Genomic DNA, 18,097 nt, shown 5'->3' on the forward strand with positions numbered 1-18,097 from the left:
TAGCGAGTGCCGTGATGGAGGCGCCGTCCTGGGCCACTCGACTGCCGGTGAGCGTAACGCTTGAAACATAAAGTCTCGGGAGGGGTTCGTGCTTCTTGTGTGAAGCGACCGTGCTGATGTGGGTCACGGACGGGCCGACGCCCCCGGGCACCGTCGAGCGGTGCCCGGGGGCGTGTGCCACCGGCGGCGGTCGTGCCGGTCGTCGTCGGCCGGGGTTATCCGAACTGACCTACCTGGTAGTCGCCGGCCGGCTGCTGGACCATGACGTTCAGGCGGTTGAAGGAGTTGATGATCGAGATGAGCGACACCAGAGCGACGAGCTGCTCCTCGTCGTAGTGCTTGGCGGCGTTCGCCCAGACCTCGTCCGGGACCCCTCCGGCCGCGTCGGCGATGCGTGTGCCCTGTTCCGTCAGTTCCAGGGCGGCGCGCTCGGCGTCGGTGAAGACCGTGGCCTCCCGCCAGGCCGCGACCAGGTTGAGCCGCACCGTGGACTCCCCGGCGTGCAGGGCGTCCTTGGTGTGCATGTCGGTGCAGAAGCCGCAGCCGTTGATCTGACTGGCCCGGAGCAACACCAGTTCCTGGGTCGCGGGCGGCAGCGTCGACTCCGTGGCGATCAGCCTGCCCGCCGCGGTCGCGTGCTTGAGGAACTTGGCTGCGAACGGGCTGCCGAAGAGGTTCAGTCGGGCTTCCATGGTGCACTCCTTGCCGTGATGGGCGGATACACCTCTAGGACGGAACGGCGCGGCGAGTTGTGACACGGAAAGCCGAATTCCTCAGCGGTAGCAGGTGGTTACGCCCGGACGCCAGGGACAGGCGATCCCGGCGAAGCCTCCGTTGGCGACGACGTCGACGCTGAGAATGTCGCCGCCGCGCACCACCCGCCGGTCCTGGACCAGCCCGTCGGCGCCGTCCCGGATCGTCTCGACCAGCCACCGTCCGGGGCCGACGGACAGCGGCACCGCGGCCGTGCGGGCGGCACCGGCGTACACCCCGCCCAGGAACCAGCGGTCGCCACTGCGGCGGGCGAGGACGGCCTCCTGGCCGGGAAGCCCGGCGAGCAGCCGGGTGTCGTCCCAGGCGGCGGGAACCTGATCGAAGTAGGCCCGGGCGAGCGGCCGGTCGTCGTACGACTGGGGGGTGCCCGCGAACATCTGCAGCCCCGACTCGTAGGCGACCGTCAGCCCCACCTCGGCCGCGTCGGAGTTGGGGCGCAGACCGACGCGCTGGAAGGCGCCCGGCGTGAAGTCCATGGAGCCGATGACGTTGCGGGTGAACGGCAGGGTGGTGAGGTGGGCGGCGGTGTTCGTCCGCTTCTCCTCACCGCCGACACCCTCCAGGGTCATCACGTGCGGCCAGGTGCGCTGGATGCCCTTGGGGATGGTCGAGCCATGGAAGTCGATCATGAGGTGGTGGGCGGCGGTCTCCGGGAGGATGGCGTCGTACCACTGGAGCATGGACTGCGCCTCGGAGTTCATGAAGTCGATCTTGACGCCCTTGACGCCCCACCGCTCCAACGTGGGCAGCCACTGGGCGCGTTCCTCGGGTGTGTCGAGGTCGCGCTGATGGATCCAGACGATGATCCCGACGCCCTTGGCACGCGCGTACTTGACCAGTTCCGGCATCCAGCTGTTGGTCTGCCAGTCGGGGTCGGTGACGTCCCACTCGTCCTTCTTGAAGTACCAGCCCGAATCGACGGCCTCGTAGGGCCAGTCGCGTTCGGCGGCGTAGTCGACGTAGGCCTTCTGCGCGGCGAGGCTCTGCCCGGCTTCCTTGCCGCCGGCGAGCCAGGTCCACAGCACCGTGCCCGGCCGGATCCAGGAGGAGTGGGCGACCTTGGAGGCGGGCGCGAGGTCGTCGGTGAAGGTGGACCGGGTGACGGTGGCGAGGTCGCCAGTCACCATGGCCCGCCAGGAGGTGGCGAGGGAACCGTCGGCGCTGACCCGTTCGTCGGCGAGCTGGACGCGGTAGGTCCCGCTGCCCTGGGTGTGGGCGAGCCGGGCCCCGGAGTAGCTGCCGGTGAGGTCGGACTCGGCGAGCAGGGTGTAGCCGCCGGGGGTGGAGAAGAGCGCTTGCGGGGAGTAGGCGTTGGTGGGCGCGGTCGCCGCGGTGTACTGCGCGAACTGGCCTTCGTTGTCGACCCGGTAGGCGCTGAGCCACGCACCCGCGTCCGACGGCAGGTTGAAGGCGGAGGTCTCGCCGAGCACGTCGCCGTGTCCGGCGGGCAGGACGTACCGGTAGGCGACGCCGTCGGCGGAGGCGCGGACGACGAGGTCGAGCCGGGCGCCGGCGGCGGTGGCGAACGACAGCCGGGTCTCGTTCATGCGGACCCGGCGGTCCAGTCGTTTGCCGGACTTCGTCCGGTAGCGCTCGTCGACCACTCGGTCCTTGCGGCGCAGGAAGCGCAAGTCCTGGGAGAGGTCGGCCTGTTCGGTGACGATGCCGACGGGCGACGGCTCGATGACGGTACGGCCGTCGCGGGACACCGCGAGGCTGAGCGTGCCGGTGGTGGCGTCCAGGGATATCCGCGCTCGGGGTGCGTGGGGCGCCGCGGAGACGGCCCAGACGTGGTCGCCGGAGCCCAGGTCCTGCTCGGCCCGCGCGGGCACGGTGGTGAGGAGGGTGGCCACCAGCCCGGCGCAGAGCGTGGCGACCGCGGTTCTGATCGGAACAGCCATGTGAATCTTCCCTGTTGTGGATCCGGGGTGGGCGGTGGTTACGGCAGTCCCCAGGCGGCGCCCGGTTCGCTGATGGCGACCGGCGCGATGTCGAGGTCCGGGCGGGAGCCTGAGTGGATCAGCACCTCGCGGCCCCGGGGCAGGTCGATGGAGATGACGCCGTCACCCAGGTCGTGGGTGCGGGCCGGGCTGCCGTCGTCGAGGAGTACGGTGAGCCGGCCGCTGAGGCCGTGCCGGAGCTTGAGCGGTTCACCCGCCAGGCTCCTGATCCGGATGAACCGGGTCGTTCCCTTTGTGCGGACGGCGCTGACCAGGAAGGCGCCCTGGGTACGGAAGTCGTGCAGGGTGACGTCGGCCCAGGCGGACGGGACGGCCGGGAAGACGCGGATCACACCGCCCCAGCTCTGGCAGAACATGTCGTGCAGGGACTGCGAGGCGGACAGCGGCGTCTCGATGACCGGACCGGCCTCGGTGTAGTGCGTGTTGGCGCGGCAGGGGTAGCGGGTGGTGGGGTCGAAGAACTTCCTCAGGTACGTGATCGCGGTGTCGCCGTCGCCGGTCATCGCGTACATCGAGGCGGCCCCGGTGTAGCTGTAGCCGCGGTGGGCGCCGGTCAGCGCGTGCCAGTGGACGAGGGACTTCGCGATCAGGTCGCGGCTCGCGGGCTGGTCCCAGTTGACGAGGTACAGCGGGTACACCATCAGCAGGTGCGAGTAGTGCCGGTGGGACTGCGCGTACGGGGTGTCGGCGCCGATCATGAAGCCGTTGTCGTCGACCGGGTACGGCGTGAGCTTGGCCAGCACCTCCTGCCAGCGTGGCTTCAACTCGTCGTCGACACCGAGCAGTTCGGCGGACTCGAGGAGCGTCTGGCAGCCCCAGCGGATGAGGGACAGGTCGTAGTTGGTGTCCTGCGGCGGCACGACGGGGTACTCGGGCGAGAGCGTGCTGGGCAGGTGGAGCTTGCCGTCGCTGCCCGCGGTGAGGAAGTGCAGATAGTAGTTGATCGCCCGGCGCAGCACCGGGTAGACCGTGTCGCGCAGCAGCTCCTTGTCCATGGAGTGCCGGTAGGAGAGCCACACATTGTGCAGTGCCCAGGTGAGGTCGCCGGTCTCGGCACCCGTGCCGGGCCGGCCCACCGTCCGGTTGGCGAACATGTCGGAGCTGCGGCCGACGCCGGAGCTGTCCGACCGGTAGGCGGCGGGGACGTTGGCGATCAGCTGTTCCTGGTTCTGTCGCAGCGTGCTGGCGAGCGAGTCGAGTTCCGGGTGGTTGAAGCCGTGGATGAGCCAGTACTCCAGCTGGACGTTGAGGTTCCACCAGACGGCGGGCCACGGGGTGGGCTCCAGCCACGGTCCGCAGGTGGCCATGACGGGGCCGCCCGCCCGGCTGGCGGAGGCGACCTTGTAGAGCTGGATCCAGTGGAAGCTCTGCAGCCGCTGGTCGGGGAACGAGACGAAGCTCTTCTGGTAGAACGCGTGCCACCAGTCGGTGTGCCGTCCCCTGAGGGTGCCGTACGAGGACGCGCGCCGCAGGTTGCGCAGCGAGTCGGCCTCAGCGGCGGTGTCGGAGGGGAAGCTGTGTCCGACGCTGAGAAGCAGGTCGTTGCCGGTGCGGCGGTACGCGGTGGCGGTCTGGCCGCCGCCGGTGAGGGGCTGGAGCACCTGTTTCGTGCCGTCGGCGGCGGTCTTGGTGGTCCAGGGCGGGTTGGCGGTGTAGTCGGCGGGCGGGGCCTCGCTGATGCGGCGGGGGCTGAGGGCCTCCTCGGGGTGGAAGGTCCAGGTGACCTTCTCGCCGCCGGTGGCCTTCACGCGGGCCGCCAGGACCTCGTCGTGGATGAGGGCGGAGAGGGTGAGCTTGCCGGCGGTGGTGGTGACGGTGCCGGTGAGCTCGGCGTTCCACAGGCTCAGCCGCCAGTCGACGGCGGTGATGGTGCCGACCGGTTCGAGCGTGAGGTGTCCGACCGGCAGGCGGCAGGTGCCCCAGCCGCTGCCGAACTCGGGCCGGTGGTCCTGGACGCGGCCGTGCTGGACGGTGAAGCGGATCTGGTTGGCGCCGGGCTCCTGGTAGACCATGCTGCCGAGCAGCCCGTCACCGAGGAACGGGCCCTCGTACCAGAGGGTGGGCAGTCTGCTCCACCGCAGGTCCTGGCCGCGCAGAAACTTCTCCCAGGCGGCGTCGGTGGTCATGGTGTCGCGCAGCTTCCAGGGGCGTCCGGCGCTCCCGGCCGCCGGCGTGACGCCCGCTGTCCCCGCCGCCCGCACCGACTGTTCGGCGTGTGCCGTTGCGGGCAGTGCCGCCACTGCCGCACCGCTCAGCGCGGTACCGAGTAACGCTCTGCGGGCCACCGGCGAGGGCTCTCCCTGCGGTGAGGTCATCATCGTCCTCCAAGACCTGACGGATCCTCGATACATCGGGTGTATCGGCGAACCTAGGCACCGCTTTATGTACCTGTCAATGAGTAGGACGAGTGCGGTATCAGGCCATCGGTTTGGGTAATCGAAGAACGATTGACGCTTCGCCCCTAGGTCCGTCAGGCAGCGCTAGCTGGTGAGCCATCCGACCTTTCTGGTCAGAGCAGCGCGGGACGTTTCCACTCCTGGTCGAGGACGTGGTGGTCGAGGAAGGTCAGCACCGTGTCGTACAGGACGCGGATGTGGTTCGGCACGCCGATGCCGTGGCTCTCGTCCGGGAAGTACAGGAAACGGACCGGCACGCCGTATCGCCGCAGGTCGTTGTGGAGCCCCTGGGCCTGACCGACCGGCACCCGGTAGTCCTTGCCGCCCTGCACGATCAGCATCGGCGTGGTCATCTTCGCCGCGTCGAGGTGCGGCGAGTCGGCCTCGTACCGTTCGCGTCGTGCCCTCGGGTCGCCGAAGATCTTCAGGAAGTAGGCATGCAGGTCCGTGTCGTTCAGCAGTGCCTCCAGGTTCCACATGCCGGCGTGCGAGACGATCGCCTTGAAACGGTCGGTGCGGGTCGCGGCCCGGTTGGCCAGGTAGCCGCCGTAGGACCGGCCGGCCAGGCCGGTGCGGGTCGGGTCGAGGTCGTCGCGCGCCAGCGCCGCGTCGGTCAGGGTGATGAGGTCACGGTAGGGCTGCCCGCCGTACTGGCCGCGGCCGCGCTCCTGCATGCGCTGCCCGTAGCCGGTGGACAGCGCCGGGTCCGGCAGCAGCACCGCGTATCCGCGGGCGGTGAACGGCCACGGGTTCCGCAGCCAGCTCCAGTTGTTCCAGGACCCCTGCGGTCCGCCGTGCGGAACGACGATCAGCGGGGCCGGGCGCTGGGCCGAGGCACCCTCGGGCAGGGTGAGCCAGGCGCGCAGCGGGAAGCCGTCGTCGGCGTCGGCATGCACCTCGGTCAGGGTGCCGGGGAGCGGTCCGAGGGCCCCGGGGGCGTCGAGGAACGTGGGGTGTTGGTCGGCCGTGGTGGCGTCCAGCCGGACCACCCGGGGCGGGCTGTCGATCGTGCCGCGCAGTGCGTAGAGGGTGGCCCCGTCGGGGGTCACGCACAGCGAGGAATAGGCGCCGGATGCTGTCAGGCGGGTGACCGTGCCGTCCGCGTCGCGGCGGAAGACCGGGCAGTGGCCCCGCTCGTCGCCGGTGAACCACAGCGTGCCGTCCCCGGGGCGCGGCGAGAGGACCGCTCGTCCCGGCCACGGCCAGTTGTCGAACGTGGGCAGCAGATCGGTCTCTTCGCCGGAGGCCAGGTCGAAGGCGACAAGGGTGACCCGCCATTCGGTGTCGTAGGTCTCCTCCCGCTGCCGCTGGCAGACCAGGGTCCCGCCGTCGGCGCTGAACGCGAGACGGTAGTACTGGTGGCCGGGACGCGAGAGCGTGTGGCGCTCGGCGCCGGTCGTGGCGTCGGCGACCACCACGACGTTCGTGTCCGCGGCGCGGCCGGCCTCGGCCCGCGTGTAGGCGACCAGCGATCCGTCCGGCGAGAGTGCCGCGTCCCCGCCGCCCTCAAGGCCCTGGCTGCCGGCGTCGACCGGAGCGTCGCCGGAGCGCAGGACGAAGGTGTGCGGCTCGTCCGGTCCGAGGGCGGTGTCTCCGGCGCGGGTCGCGCTCGCCCCGTACAGGATGGCGTTCACCCCGGCGGTTCGGCGCTCTCGGCGAAGCTCTGCGTGTGTCTCGGCGTCCGTGGCGCCGGGGAGCAGACCCGCGGTGTAGGCGACCGTGCCGGTGCCTCCGGCGACGGTGAAGGCGGATATGCCTCCGGGGTGGTGGGCGATCCGTTCGGCCTCGCCGCGCTCGGGCAGCGTCCACAGCGCCACACCCTGAGGGTCACTGTCGGTGTCGGCAGGGTCGGCGGTCTCCAGGGCGGACAGGAACAGCAGCGTGCCGTCGGCGGCGAAGGCGGGCGCGAACACGCTTTCGTCGGACCCGATCACGAGGTGGGGTTCTCGTCCGTCGGCCGGGTCCAGGTCCCACAAGGCGGAGACGTATCCGGTCCCCTCATCGTCGCTCCGCTGAACGGAGACGATCAAGCGATGTCCGTTGGGCGCCAGGACCAGGTCGGTGAGGCGGGGGTGCGCGGCGAGCAGCTCATGGAATTCGGGGGTGTCCCCCGGGGGATGGGGCATGGCGATCATCCTGCCCGCTCCCCCCGTTCGACGACAGGGTCCCGCGGACTGAGGCTCTTCCAGCTCAAGTCCGCCGGTCGACCGACCGGAACCGGGTCGGGTCAGGCATCGAACTCCGAGAGATCGATGGCGTGAACAAGCAGCGGAACGCCGTACACCGGATGGACCGTCTCACGCTCCGGCGCCATGCCGAGCTTGCGGATGACGTTCGCGGAGGCCTCGTCACCCACCCGGCTGATGCTGATGACGCGGCCGAGACCGCGGTCCTGGAGGGCGAACTCCAGCGTGGCATGGGCCGCTTCGGACCCGTATCCCTGTCCCCAGAACGGTGCGCCGAGCCGCCAGCTGATCGCCGCCTCGGCCGACGCCTCCGGCAGGAAGTCGGGCACCGACAGACCGGTGAAGCCGGCCAGTTCACCGGAGGCGAGCAGCTCGACGGCGAACAGTCCGAAGCCCTCCTCGTCCCATTCCTCCTCCCACCGCTCGATCGCCTCCGCCGTGTCCTCGAGGTCGCGCACCGAGCCGTCGTCGACCCAGCGCATCACCCGCGGGTCGCCGTTGATGTCCGCCATGGGGGCGAGGTCGTCGTCACGCCAGCGACGGAGGAGGAGACGGGGGGTGCGGATCTCGATCATGACGCCCATCCTGCCGAAGAAGACGGCCGCACCGGTAATCGCCCCTCGCCCGCGCGGACCGTCTCAGCTCACCCACGACCGGCGCGTCACGCGGCGCGGACCCGGTGCGGCGCCGTGCGTGCGGGCAGGGCAGCCGCGGCGCGCGTGGGCACAGCCGGAGTACGCGCCAACCGGACCCGGTGAGTGGTCCTGGTCGGATCGACGACGGCCTCGCCGAAGGTGATCCGTCCCGTGGAGTGCAGCGCGTCGCATTCGTCGGTCGGCAGGGCGGCGTAACAGCTTCCCCGTCCGGTGCCGGGGTCGAACGGCTGCCAATAGCTGTATCTGCGGCGCCCGTCCGCGTGCACGGTGAGAAAGACAGGGGTGCAGGGGTCGGAGATGACCCGCAGAACGTCACCACCGGTGGAGCGGACCGGTGTGCGGGACCGACCCGAGGTGAGGACGGACACGGGGCGCTGCGCGGCTTGCGGCGTGGACTGCATCTGCGGTGGCCTTCCTGCGGGGACTCAAGACCGGCTACCCAGTGCAGACGATCTTGATCTCGCTTTCTCGGCATTGTTCAGCACACCACTGACAACGCGGCGGAGGGACCGCCTCCCGGGTGCTGACGCCAAGTCGATCTCGGGACTGAAGACGGGCGAACGGGGTGAGTAGTTCCGCAGGGGTAAGCGAGTTGAGGCAGAAGCACGCGCCGTCGGCGCCGGAGGGAAGGAGCCACATGCCAGGCATGCTGGAACGAATCAAGCGGTACGCGCAGAGCCCTCAGGGGCGACGCACGGTCGAGCAGGCACGGCGGGCCGCGGCCGACCCCCGACGGCGGGCCCAGGCCCAGCGCCTGCTGGGCAAGCTCCGCGGCCGTCGCTGACGGCGTCCGCCCTCCCGCCATCCGCCATCCACTCGACGACCGGGCGGTCCGGCCCACAGACGCGGCCGGGCCGCTCGCCCGCGTCCCGGACGGCTCTTGCGACGCTCACCTTCGTCCCCGGTGACGAGGCCGCCGTGTCACCCCGACCGTCGGGGCGGTCGGACGTAGCTTGGTCCGCGGTGAACAGGCGGACACACCCGACGACGAATCCCATGGTGGCGCGATGTGCTGGAGTGCGACGGCCGACCTCGTGGCGGGCACCGCTGTCGCGGGCGTGGGAGTGGCGTGTGTGGCGCGGACGCGCAGCGGCCGGGAGCTGCCCCTCGCCGCACTGCCGTTGCTGCTCGGTGCCCACCAGCTCGTCGAGTCGGTCGTCTGGTACTCGGGGGGCGGCAGCGGACCCGCCACCACCGCGTGGGCCGTCATCGCGCTGCCCCTGCTGACGGTGTGGGTGCCAGCCGGAGTGCTGTGCGCCTGCCCGCCGCACGCTCGACGCCGAGTGTGCGCCCTGCTCGTCGTCGCGACCCTGACAGCGGCGATGCTGGCGTACGGGCTCGCCACCGGGCCGGCGAAGGCCGAGATCCGCGGTCACACGGTCGGCTACACCTTCGACCTTCCGCTCACGCCCCTGCTCATCGTCGGCTACCTCCTGGCCACCGTGGGCTCGTTGCTGCTGTCCGGTGACCGGTGGCTGCGGGTGCTGGGGATCCTGGTCGCCCTCGGCGCACTGGGCTGCTGGGTTCTGTGGCGGTTGGAGTTCGTCTCCACCTGGTGCGCGCTCGCGGCCGTGTGCTCCGTGGTGGTGTTCCGTTGGGTCGGCACACGGCCGGTGTCCGTGCCGGCGGAACGTGGTCCGGCGGCACGGTACTGACATCAGGGCGCCGCCTGTCCCCCGTGCGCCATATTACTGAACCGTAACCTTCCGAGTGCTACCGCGGGTAACGTGATCGCGGCTACGGTCCTGACAGTTCGTCTAAGAGCGGTACGGGAAGCGCCGGTGGGACGACCGGCTGGCTGCCCGCGCCGCGGTATCCGCCCCACCGGACAGTCAGCCACCCGAGCCGCACCCGAAAGCTCGGCCTCCCCCCACACCCGGAGGTCCGCCATGCCCGCACACGCACGCATCGTGGCCGCAGCCGTGACCGCTGCCGCCTGCCTCGGCGCCACAGCCCTCCCGGCCGCCGCGACCACGGACACCGGCGCCGTGATCTCCCGCGGAGTCACCATCCCCACGTTCTACAATCCGCCCGCCACGCTGCCCGTGGCCGACGGTGCCCTGGTCCGCAGCGAGCCTCTCCCCCTGGCGCTGAGCCTGCCCGGCATCGACGGACCGCTGCCGGGCAGGGCCACCCGTCTGATGTACAAGTCCACGGACTCGGGCGGCCGACCCGTGGCGGTCACCGGGGCGTACATCGAGCCGACGGCCGCCTGGAAGGGCAACGGGGCACGGCCGCTGGTGGCCGTCGCACCCGGCACCATGGGACAGGGCGACCAGTGCGCCGCCTCTCTCGGCCTCGAACATCCCCTCCGGTTCAACGGGCAGACCGTTTCCGTCGGTTACGAGACCCTGGCCGTCTACCGTCTGCTCGCCAAGGGAATCGCCGTCGTGGTCACCGACTACGCCGGGCTCGGTGCCACCGACCGTCTGCACACCTACGTCAACCGCGTCGACGAGGCGCACGCCGTCCTGGACGCCGTCCGTGCGGCCCGGTCCCTGCCCGGAACGTCGGTCACCGCCGGCTCCCGGGTGGCACTGTTCGGCTACAGCCAGGGCGGCGGCGCGACCGCCGCGGCCGCCGAACTACAGGCCTCCTACGCTCCCGACGTCACGCTCGCCGGCACCTACTCCGGTGCCCCGCCCGCCGACCTGGCCAAGGTCACCGAAGCCATCGACGGGAGCGACCTCGCCGGGGCACTGGGCTGGTCCGTCAACGGTTTCCTGCAGTCCGACCCCGCCCTGCGGCCGATCGCCGACGCCCACCTCAACGCGAAGGGCAAGGCGGCGCTCACCGACCTGTCGACCATGTGCGTCGGGGACGCGCTGTTCGCCTACAACTCCGCCCGCAGCACGGCCTGGACCACCGACGGCCGGCCGATCAGCGACATCATCGCGGAGGAACCCGCCCTGCGGGCGTTCCTCGCCGAACAGCGCCTCGGCACCATCGAACCGGCCGGACCGGTCCGTGTGGCGACCGGCACCAGCGACAATCTCGTACCGCACGCGCAGGCCCGTCAGCTGGCCGTCGACTGGTGCCGCAAGGGCGCCGACGTGACCTACAAGTACGTTGCCCTGCCCGACCTGGGCGACTCGCTGATCAACCACTTCGCGCCCCTGCTCACCGACCAGGGCGACGCCATCTCCTGGCTCACCGACCGTCTCGACGGCAAGCCCGCCACGTCCAACTGCTCCGGCCTGCCCTCCCAGCCCTGAGGAGCCGCTCACAACAGAGCCGCGGGGCGAGGTCGGGCGGGACGGTTCTCGGGGCAACCGGAGAGGGGGAACCGCCGTACGACGAGGAGCCGCCGCGCATGGGAACCACCGTCCACGTCCCACAGACCCGGGACATGATCGGAGACGAACTCTCCGGCGACGAAGCGTTCACCGCCCTGCGCCATTACGGGGGATGGCGGCTGCTGACCGACTCCTTCGCACGGTTCCGTTACTCGGACGGCTTCACCAACGCACGTGCCCTCGCCTTCCAAGTGGTGCTCGGACTGGTGCCGTTCACCGTGGCGCTGGTCGGGCTGGCCACCTCGGTGCACACGGAGAGGGTGGGCCGGATCATCGAGCTCACCCTCGGCGGGATCGTGCCGGGTGCCAGCGCCGACATCGTCGAGGACGCCTTCGACGGGACCCGGCGCAGTGCCCACGGCGACGTCTGGAGCACCCTCGCCCTGTGGCTCGGGCTGGCGTTCGCGCTGCTGAACCTCGCCTCGGCCATGGGGCAGATCGAGCGTGGCGCCAACCGCATCTACGGCATCGAGCGTGACCGTCCCTTCCCTCGCAAGTACGCGCGAGCGTTGGTGCTCGCGGTCACAGCGGGCCTGCCGATGGTGCTCGGATTCGTCGCCCTCGTCGCCGGGGCGGCCGTCGGGGACGCGGTGGCCCGCTCGGCCGGATGGGCGGACGGGGGGCCGCGGTGGTGGGACGTGCTCGACATTCCGGTCGGACTCGCGCTGGCCTGGGTGGCCTCCGCCGTGATCTTCCGCTGGTCGCCCCGGCGGGTCCAACCGGGCTACACCTGGCTGGCGTTCGGTTCCGCCGTCCATCTCCTGCTGTGGGTGTCGGCCACCTGGCTGCTCGCGCTGTACGTCGAGGAGAGCGGCGCCTTCGGATCCCTGTACGGACCGCTCACCGCCTTCGTCGCCCTGCTGCTGTGGGCCAACCTCACCGCCGTCGCGCTCTTCCTGGGCATCGCGTTCGCCGCTCAACTCGAAGCGGCCCGCGCCGGCATCGCGTCAGCCGTACGGCCGGACCCCGGACCCGGCGCCTGACCCACGAGGACCATCCTCTGCGAGAACCCGGGGACTTCGGCGGCCGCCCCACCCACGCCACGACCCCCGCGCGAGGGGCGCGCGGGCCCGTGGCGTGATGAGCCCTGCACGCGCCCCCTCCCCCGGGGAAAGAATGCGCCATGTCAGTGATCGTGTGGCTGAGGTTCCCCCCTTGCGCCACCAACTCGCCGGAAGGGCTGGTCGGTTCCCGTGTTGTTGCGTCTGCCGGTGTCCGTGTCCGAAGCACAGGAGTACCTGACCGAAGGGGCCGTGCCGATCGGTGGTGCGACGCTCGTCTGGGCCGGCTGGCAACAGGACGGGTTCCCCGACCAGGCCATGTCGCTGCGCCGACTGCCCGAGGCCAATGTGATCGAGCGCGAGGCACTGGGCGCGGCCGTGGTGTTGCGCGAGATCGACGACCGCGTGCCCGAGGTACTGCGTCGGGCGGCCGCGACGGTGGGCACCGGAGCCGTGCGCCGTACCGCCACGGTCGGCGGCAACCTCGTCGGCAGCACCCTGCGCTGTCTGCTGCCCGCGGCTCTCGTGCTGAACGCCCGTGCCGTCGTTCTGGACACGGACCGGGTCCACGAGACCGACCTCGCCGAGGTTCTGGCCAAGCGTCACCTCCTGCTCGGTCTTCGCTGGCGCGAGCCGCTCGTCAGCGGATACCGCAAACTGAGCGGCGAGGCCGGTGGACCACCGCCTCTGATAGTCGCCGCCGCCGTGCACGCGGACGGCGGACGACACCTCCTTCGGGTCGCCGTCCGCGACGGTCACGAGGTCCTCAGCGACAGCACCGGGTACGACGTCGGCACCGACACCGAGCAGATTCTGAACGGCCTCCAGGGCACCACCCTCGGCGCCCTCCACGCCACCGGCTGGGCCGTGGTCCGCCACCATGTCACCGAGTTGCTGGCCGACCGCGCCGGCCGCTGAAGGCGCGGCCGGCTCGCCCCTACGACATGCCGAAGGCGGCCCCGCTCAGCTCTCCCAGCGGGCGGCGGCGAGGACCGCGGCCGCCGCGCCGGTTCCCAGGACCGCGCCGGCGACGACATCGCCCGGGTAGTGCACTCCGGTGTGGATCCGCGAGTAGCCCACCGCGCAGGCCAGCAGGCCGAGCGGGACCGTGGCGACCGGCAACGCGGGGCCCACGGCGGCGGCGAAGGCGACGGCGGAGGCCGTGTGGCCGGAGGGAAAGGACGCGGACGCCGGCATCGGCACATGCCTGCCCGGGAACGGCGAGTCCTCGGCGCGGCGGGGACGCGGCCGCCGGACCAGACGCTTCCCGAGCAGGTTGGCGGTCGTGGACGCGACACCGATGGCCGCGACACCGAGTACGGCGGCACGACGCGGCCGACCGGGGCACAGCGCCAGCAGTCCCGCGGTCACGAACGAGATCTTGGAGTGGTCCGCGGCCGCCGACAACCGCCGCAGAGCGGAGTCCAGTGCGGGTGTCCTGGTGACCGTGACAGCCTCGTAGAGCGCCTGGTCGAGGGCGGCGAGATCACGCATCAGGCCTCGCTGCGCCCGATGGTCCGGCGAGGGGCGGTCAAACATCGCTCTGCTCCTGTTTCTTCCGGGACGAATGGGGGGTCCGACCGAAGGCGAGACGGACGACACGCCGCCAGTCGACGGACGGTGCGACATACGGGGCACCCGGGCGGTGTCTGGGCACCCGCACCCTCAGGACGCCGGGGCGTACCGTGCACATCACGGGCGGGGGCAGGGTCAGGGCCTCGCCGTCGACGGCCACCGGGATGAGCTCCTCGTCGGCCTCGACGACGACGCTACGCGCCTTCAGCGCTGTGATGCCGCTGGCCCGTTCACCGCGCAACGCCAGCTCGGCGGCCTGCGCGGGGCCTTCCACCCGGACCGCGATCACCCCGAGTCTGCCCGCGTCGAGTCTGGGTCTGCGTCCGCCGCCGAGGGGGTCGGCCCTGCCGTAGGGGTTGTTGCTGACCAGGAGGGTCTGCGGGGCGTGCACCCGTTCGTCGTCCGCCCGGACGTCGAGGGCGGTCGCACCGTCGCCGACCAGCAGGTCCGGCAACTGGTCGAGCGCGGTGGCCGCCTTGGCGTCGCGGTACTCGGGGCTCTGCACGATCTCCGCGTACGCCCCGAACGAGACCGTGTTGACGAACGGCCGTCCGTCCACGTCCCCCAGGTCGACGCGGAGTTCCACACCGTCCGAGAGGGCGTCCAGGCAGCTTGCCGGGTCGTCGCGGTCCAGGCCGAGATCCATCGCGAAGTGGTTGCGGGTGCCGGCGGCCACGACCACGAACGGCAGCCGGTGCTCGGCGGCCACCCCCGCCACCAGGGCCTGGGTGCCGTCGCCACCCGCCACGCCGAGCAGGTCCGCGCCCTCCGCCACGGCCTGTCGCGCCACCGCCACCGGATCGGGGTCTGTGTCCAGGTCGAGCAGCACCACGCGGGCCCCCAGCGCCTCCGCCCGCTCCACCAGGTTGTGCTGGACGACCTTGCCGCCCCCGGAGCGCGGGTTCATGATCAGCACCGGTCGGCGGGGCGGCCGGGCCGAACGGGTGTGCATGCCGTGCGGCTTGCGCAGGCGGCGCAACGCGCTCCTGGCGCAGGCCAGCCCCAGCGTCCACGACGCCACTGCCGCCACCGCCACCACCCACAGTCCCGACACGGCGTAGAGCACCAGGACGCCCACGGGCGCGGCCAGCGCCAGCACGGCGCCCAGAAGGCGGGCCACTCCCCGGTGTGCCAGCGCCCACCAGATACCCGCACCGGCCACGGCGAGACCGGCGAGGCCCAGCAGCAGGACCAGCCACCGGCCGGATCCGGCGCCCACCACCACGGCCGCGACGGCACCGGCCACACACAGCAGGGCGAGCCTCGCCAGGGTCCGCACGGACAGCCCATCCCGCTGACCGGTGCCGCTCCGCGCCGGCTCACTGCTCGTTCGGGTCGCGTTCATGATGCGTCGGGGGTCCCCCGGGGTCCCGTGTCCGCGTGCCCGCAGCCCACGGTCGCCCCACCTGCCTCGGGTCCCTTCCCTGCCCCTCTCTCTCCATGGTCGTTCCGGCCGCCGGTTCGCCATCCCGACATCCCGGTACCAGTGTCACGGGATCGGACGGACCCGCCACCTCGGACTCGGCGAGCCAACGATCTCACGGGGCCGCGGCCCGTCCCGGCACGATGCACACGTGCCCCCTTCTTCCGCGTCGACTCCCTGTGGACACATTCGGGCGTACCCGAGATCTGCCCGTTCGGGCAGGTCACTCTGCCTCCGCGTCTCGTGATGGCCGGGCGACGGCGCGCTACCGTCCGTCCGTGACCATCGAGACCCCTCCGGATGCGCCGTCGACGCCGATCCCGCAGGGTGCGCCCGCTCCCCGCCGGCGCGGTCCGGGCGTGTTCACCGTCGTGGTTCTGCCGGGTCTGGCCACCCTGGCGGGCATCGCCGGCTGGCTGGTGCTGACGGGCGGCTTCTCCCCCGACCAGCCGCAAGCCTCCGCTTCCGGCCCGGTCGGCACGACCCGCGTCGACGCCTCCTACCTTCCGTGGCTCCGCAAGGCCGCCTCCGCCTGCCCAGTCCTCACCCCCGCCGTCCTCGCCGCCCAGATCGAGCAGCTCACCGGCTGGAGCAACGACACCGAACGCCTTTCGGGCGAGAAGGGGATCGCCGCGTTCACGGACGCCCGATGGCGCACCTGGGGCAAGGACGACAACGGCAACGGCCGCTCCTCGCCCGGGGATCCGGCGGACGCGATGATGGCGCTCGGGCGGCAGGACTGCTCGCTGGCCGAGAAGGTGACCGAGCTCAGGACCGACGGCAGGGTCAGCGGCGACCTCGTGGACCTCACGCTGGCCGCCTACACCGTGGGCACGGACACGGTGGCGCGGGCGGGCCGCGTGCCGGCCGAGTCGCGCGGCTACGTCGCCGAGGTGAAGGCGCTGCTCCCGCGCTACGAGGCGTTCGACCAGGAGAACCCCGACGACACCGCGGACCGGGCGCCGGGCGCGGTCCTCGCCCCGCCGACGAGCGTCCTCACCGTCACCTCCTCCTACGGTTCCCGCGAGCATCCACTGACGGGAGTGACCAAGCTCCACACCGGGGTCGACTTCGGTGCGCCGCAGGGAGCGCAGGTGTCCGCCGCCGCCGCGGGTCGCGTCGTGTTCGCCGGGATGACCAAGGCGTACGGCAACCGTGTCGTGATCGACCACGGCACCGTCGGCGGCAAGCCCCTGCAGACGACCTACAGTCACCTGTCGTCCCTCCAGGTCCCCGTGGGCCGGACGGTGGAGGCCGGCACGCCGATCGGACTCGTCGGGTCCACCGGCCTGTCCACCGGCCCCCACCTGCATTTCGAAGTGATCTTCGACGGGGGATACAGCGATCCGATGCCGTGGCTCAGCCCCGGTGCGTGAGACAACACGCGGTACCGGGGCGGGAGTTCGGCCCGGCTCCTGGAAATCGCGTACCGCGAGGGGTTGACGATGGCTCGCACGACGGTCACCTTCGATAGGAGTCGATTGTGGGAGCGCTCCCATAAATTCGACGGCCTGTACGATTTCGCACCCCTCGGCCCTGCCCGGCAAGACCGCCCGCACCGTCCCGTCACCCTCGAAGGATGGCCTCATGGACACGCCTGGTCGCTTACCCCGAAGGACGTTCGTCACCGCCGCCGTCGCGGGTGCCGTCGCCGGTGTCGCCGCCCCCGCGCGGGCATCCGGCACCCGGGCCCGGTTCCACACCGCGGGACGGGTCACCAGGAGCGCCGACGGGTCCGTGCGGTACAGCTGGCCAGGTATCTACTTCGAGGGCCGTTTCCACGGGACCGGCGTCGGCGTCGTCCTCGATGACGCGGACAACGACTACGACGTCCAGATCGACGGAACGACCGTCGAGACTCTGGTGATGCCGGGGCGGACCACGTTCTGGGTCGACGGCCTCCGGGACACCGGGCACCGCGTGCGGCTCGTGAAGCGCACCGAAAGCCCCTGGGCCGTGGGCCGATTCGGCGGATTCGTCGCCGCTCCCCGAGGCACCCTTCTCCCCGGGCCCCGGCCACGGAGCAGACAGATCGAGTTCATCGGCGACTCCAACACCGCCGGCTACGGCAACGTCTCCACCACACGCGACTGTTCGAGCAACGGCGGAGTCAACCGGAACACCAACACCGACCTCGCCTTCGGCGCCCTCACCGCCCGCGGTCTCGACGCCGACTACCAGATCAACGCCTTCTCCGGCCGCGGCATGGTCCGCAACTACAACGGCAGCAGTCCCGAAGCCGACTTCCGCACCTACTACGACCGGGCCCTGCTGAACGTCGACGGCGACGTCTGGCGCAGACCGGCCGACTGGCGTCCACAGGTCGTCGTGATCGGACTGGGCATCAACGACTTCTCCACGCCTCTCAACCCCGGCGAACGCTGGGCGACGCAGGACGAGTTGGTCACCGCCTACGAGAAGGCGTACCACGGTTTCCTGGACACGTTGCGCGCCCGGTACGGTTCGAGGACGTTCCTCGTGGTCAGCGCCACCCACCTCTGGAACACGGACGCGTTCACTGACAGCACTCTGCGCATCGTCGAGCAGCGCAACCGGCGCGGCGACCACCGGGTCAGCCACTGGTACTACGACGATCCCGGCCTGGACCACCTCGGCTGCGACTGGCACCCCTCACTCAACGACCACCGGATCATCTCGGGGCTGCTGGACGGTCATCTCGCCACCCTGCCGCTGCGTTGGTAGCAGGCCAAATCAGGACTGAACACCCCGTGAAGCAAAGGTGAATTATTTCCGACGTGCAGGTGCACAACCTTTCACGCTCTTCCCCCGTCGAACAGGTGAACAACGCGTCACCTGCCGCGCAGTCCC

Annotated in this window: 15 protein-coding genes; 7 read left to right on the forward strand and 8 right to left on the reverse strand. The window is 71.2% G+C overall.

Annotated elements, in window-relative coordinates:
- Positions 1 to 215 precede the first annotated feature (215 nt).
- The 6 genes from ACFYRY_RS01490 to ACFYRY_RS01515 form a co-directional block, all read right to left on the reverse strand.
- Positions 216 to 692: a carboxymuconolactone decarboxylase family protein gene (locus tag ACFYRY_RS01490; RefSeq protein WP_389138873.1), complete on the reverse strand. Its 477-nt coding sequence runs from the start codon at positions 690 to 692 to the stop codon at positions 216 to 218.
- Positions 693 to 773: 81 nt separating this feature from the next.
- Positions 774 to 2,675, reverse strand: a complete 1,902-nt coding sequence (locus tag ACFYRY_RS01495; RefSeq protein ID WP_389138875.1) for a glycoside hydrolase family 97 catalytic domain-containing protein — start codon at positions 2,673 to 2,675, stop codon at positions 774 to 776.
- A 38-nt stretch (positions 2,676 to 2,713) separates the two neighbouring features.
- Positions 2,714 to 5,050 carry a Tat pathway signal sequence domain protein gene (locus tag ACFYRY_RS01500; RefSeq protein ID WP_389141008.1) on the reverse strand — a complete coding sequence of 779 codons (2,337 nt, stop codon included), beginning with the start codon at positions 5,048 to 5,050 and terminating at the stop codon, positions 2,714 to 2,716.
- A 194-nt stretch (positions 5,051 to 5,244) separates the two neighbouring features.
- A complete protein-coding gene (locus ACFYRY_RS01505) occupies positions 5,245 to 7,257 on the reverse strand; it encodes a S9 family peptidase (RefSeq protein ID WP_389138876.1) in 2,013 nt (670 codons plus the stop codon).
- A 101-nt stretch (positions 7,258 to 7,358) separates the two neighbouring features.
- Positions 7,359 to 7,892, reverse strand: a complete 534-nt coding sequence (locus ACFYRY_RS01510) for a GNAT family N-acetyltransferase (protein ID WP_389138878.1) — start codon at positions 7,890 to 7,892, stop codon at positions 7,359 to 7,361.
- A gap of 86 nt (positions 7,893 to 7,978) precedes the next feature.
- Positions 7,979 to 8,374: a hypothetical protein gene (locus ACFYRY_RS01515; protein WP_389138879.1), complete on the reverse strand. Its 396-nt coding sequence runs from the start codon at positions 8,372 to 8,374 to the stop codon at positions 7,979 to 7,981.
- 245 nt (positions 8,375 to 8,619) lie between these two features.
- Here ACFYRY_RS01515 and ACFYRY_RS01520 point away from each other — a divergent pair, with 245 nt between their 5' ends.
- From ACFYRY_RS01520 to ACFYRY_RS01540, 5 genes are all read left to right on the forward strand, one after another.
- A complete protein-coding gene (locus tag ACFYRY_RS01520) occupies positions 8,620 to 8,757 on the forward strand; it encodes a hypothetical protein (protein WP_356777535.1) in 138 nt (45 codons plus the stop codon).
- 223 nt (positions 8,758 to 8,980) lie between these two features.
- Positions 8,981 to 9,628 carry a DUF6629 family protein gene (locus tag ACFYRY_RS01525; RefSeq protein ID WP_389138880.1) on the forward strand — a complete coding sequence of 216 codons (648 nt, stop codon included), beginning with the start codon at positions 8,981 to 8,983 and terminating at the stop codon, positions 9,626 to 9,628.
- Between the two features lie 234 nt (positions 9,629 to 9,862).
- Entirely contained in the window at positions 9,863 to 11,188 is a 1,326-nt protein-coding gene (locus ACFYRY_RS01530) for a lipase family protein (RefSeq protein ID WP_389138882.1), read from the forward strand.
- Positions 11,189 to 11,286: 98 nt separating this feature from the next.
- Positions 11,287 to 12,252, forward strand: coding sequence for a YihY/virulence factor BrkB family protein (locus ACFYRY_RS01535; protein WP_389138883.1), 966 nt, complete (start codon positions 11,287 to 11,289; stop codon positions 12,250 to 12,252).
- Positions 12,253 to 12,462: 210 nt separating this feature from the next.
- Entirely contained in the window at positions 12,463 to 13,188 is a 726-nt protein-coding gene (locus ACFYRY_RS01540) for an FAD binding domain-containing protein (RefSeq protein ID WP_389138885.1), read from the forward strand.
- Positions 13,189 to 13,233: 45 nt separating this feature from the next.
- On the opposite strand, the gene ACFYRY_RS01545 is transcribed toward ACFYRY_RS01540, so the two are convergent.
- Positions 13,234 to 13,809 (reverse strand): phosphatase PAP2 family protein, encoded by a 576-nt coding sequence (locus tag ACFYRY_RS01545; RefSeq protein WP_389138887.1) that lies wholly within the window; start codon positions 13,807 to 13,809, stop codon positions 13,234 to 13,236.
- On the reverse strand, positions 13,802 to 15,190 hold the full coding sequence (locus tag ACFYRY_RS01550; RefSeq protein ID WP_389138889.1) for a diacylglycerol/lipid kinase family protein: 1,389 nt from the start codon (positions 15,188 to 15,190) through the stop codon (positions 13,802 to 13,804). The genes ACFYRY_RS01545 and ACFYRY_RS01550 overlap by 8 nt, the downstream gene beginning before the upstream one ends.
- Positions 15,191 to 15,546: 356 nt before the next feature.
- On the opposite strand from ACFYRY_RS01550, the gene ACFYRY_RS01555 reads away from it, so the two are divergent.
- The gene (locus ACFYRY_RS01555; protein WP_389138890.1) at positions 15,547 to 16,644 is read left to right on the forward strand and encodes a M23 family metallopeptidase; all 1,098 of its coding nucleotides are present in this window, start codon (positions 15,547 to 15,549) and stop codon (positions 16,642 to 16,644) included.
- Between the two features lie 211 nt (positions 16,645 to 16,855).
- The gene (locus ACFYRY_RS01560) at positions 16,856 to 17,971 is read left to right on the forward strand and encodes an SGNH/GDSL hydrolase family protein (RefSeq protein WP_389138892.1); all 1,116 of its coding nucleotides are present in this window, start codon (positions 16,856 to 16,858) and stop codon (positions 17,969 to 17,971) included.
- The last annotated feature ends 126 nt before the right edge of the window (positions 17,972 to 18,097 follow it).

The organism is Streptomyces sp. NPDC005263, from assembly GCF_042872365.1.
Classification (GTDB): domain Bacteria; phylum Actinomycetota; class Actinomycetes; order Streptomycetales; family Streptomycetaceae; genus Streptomyces.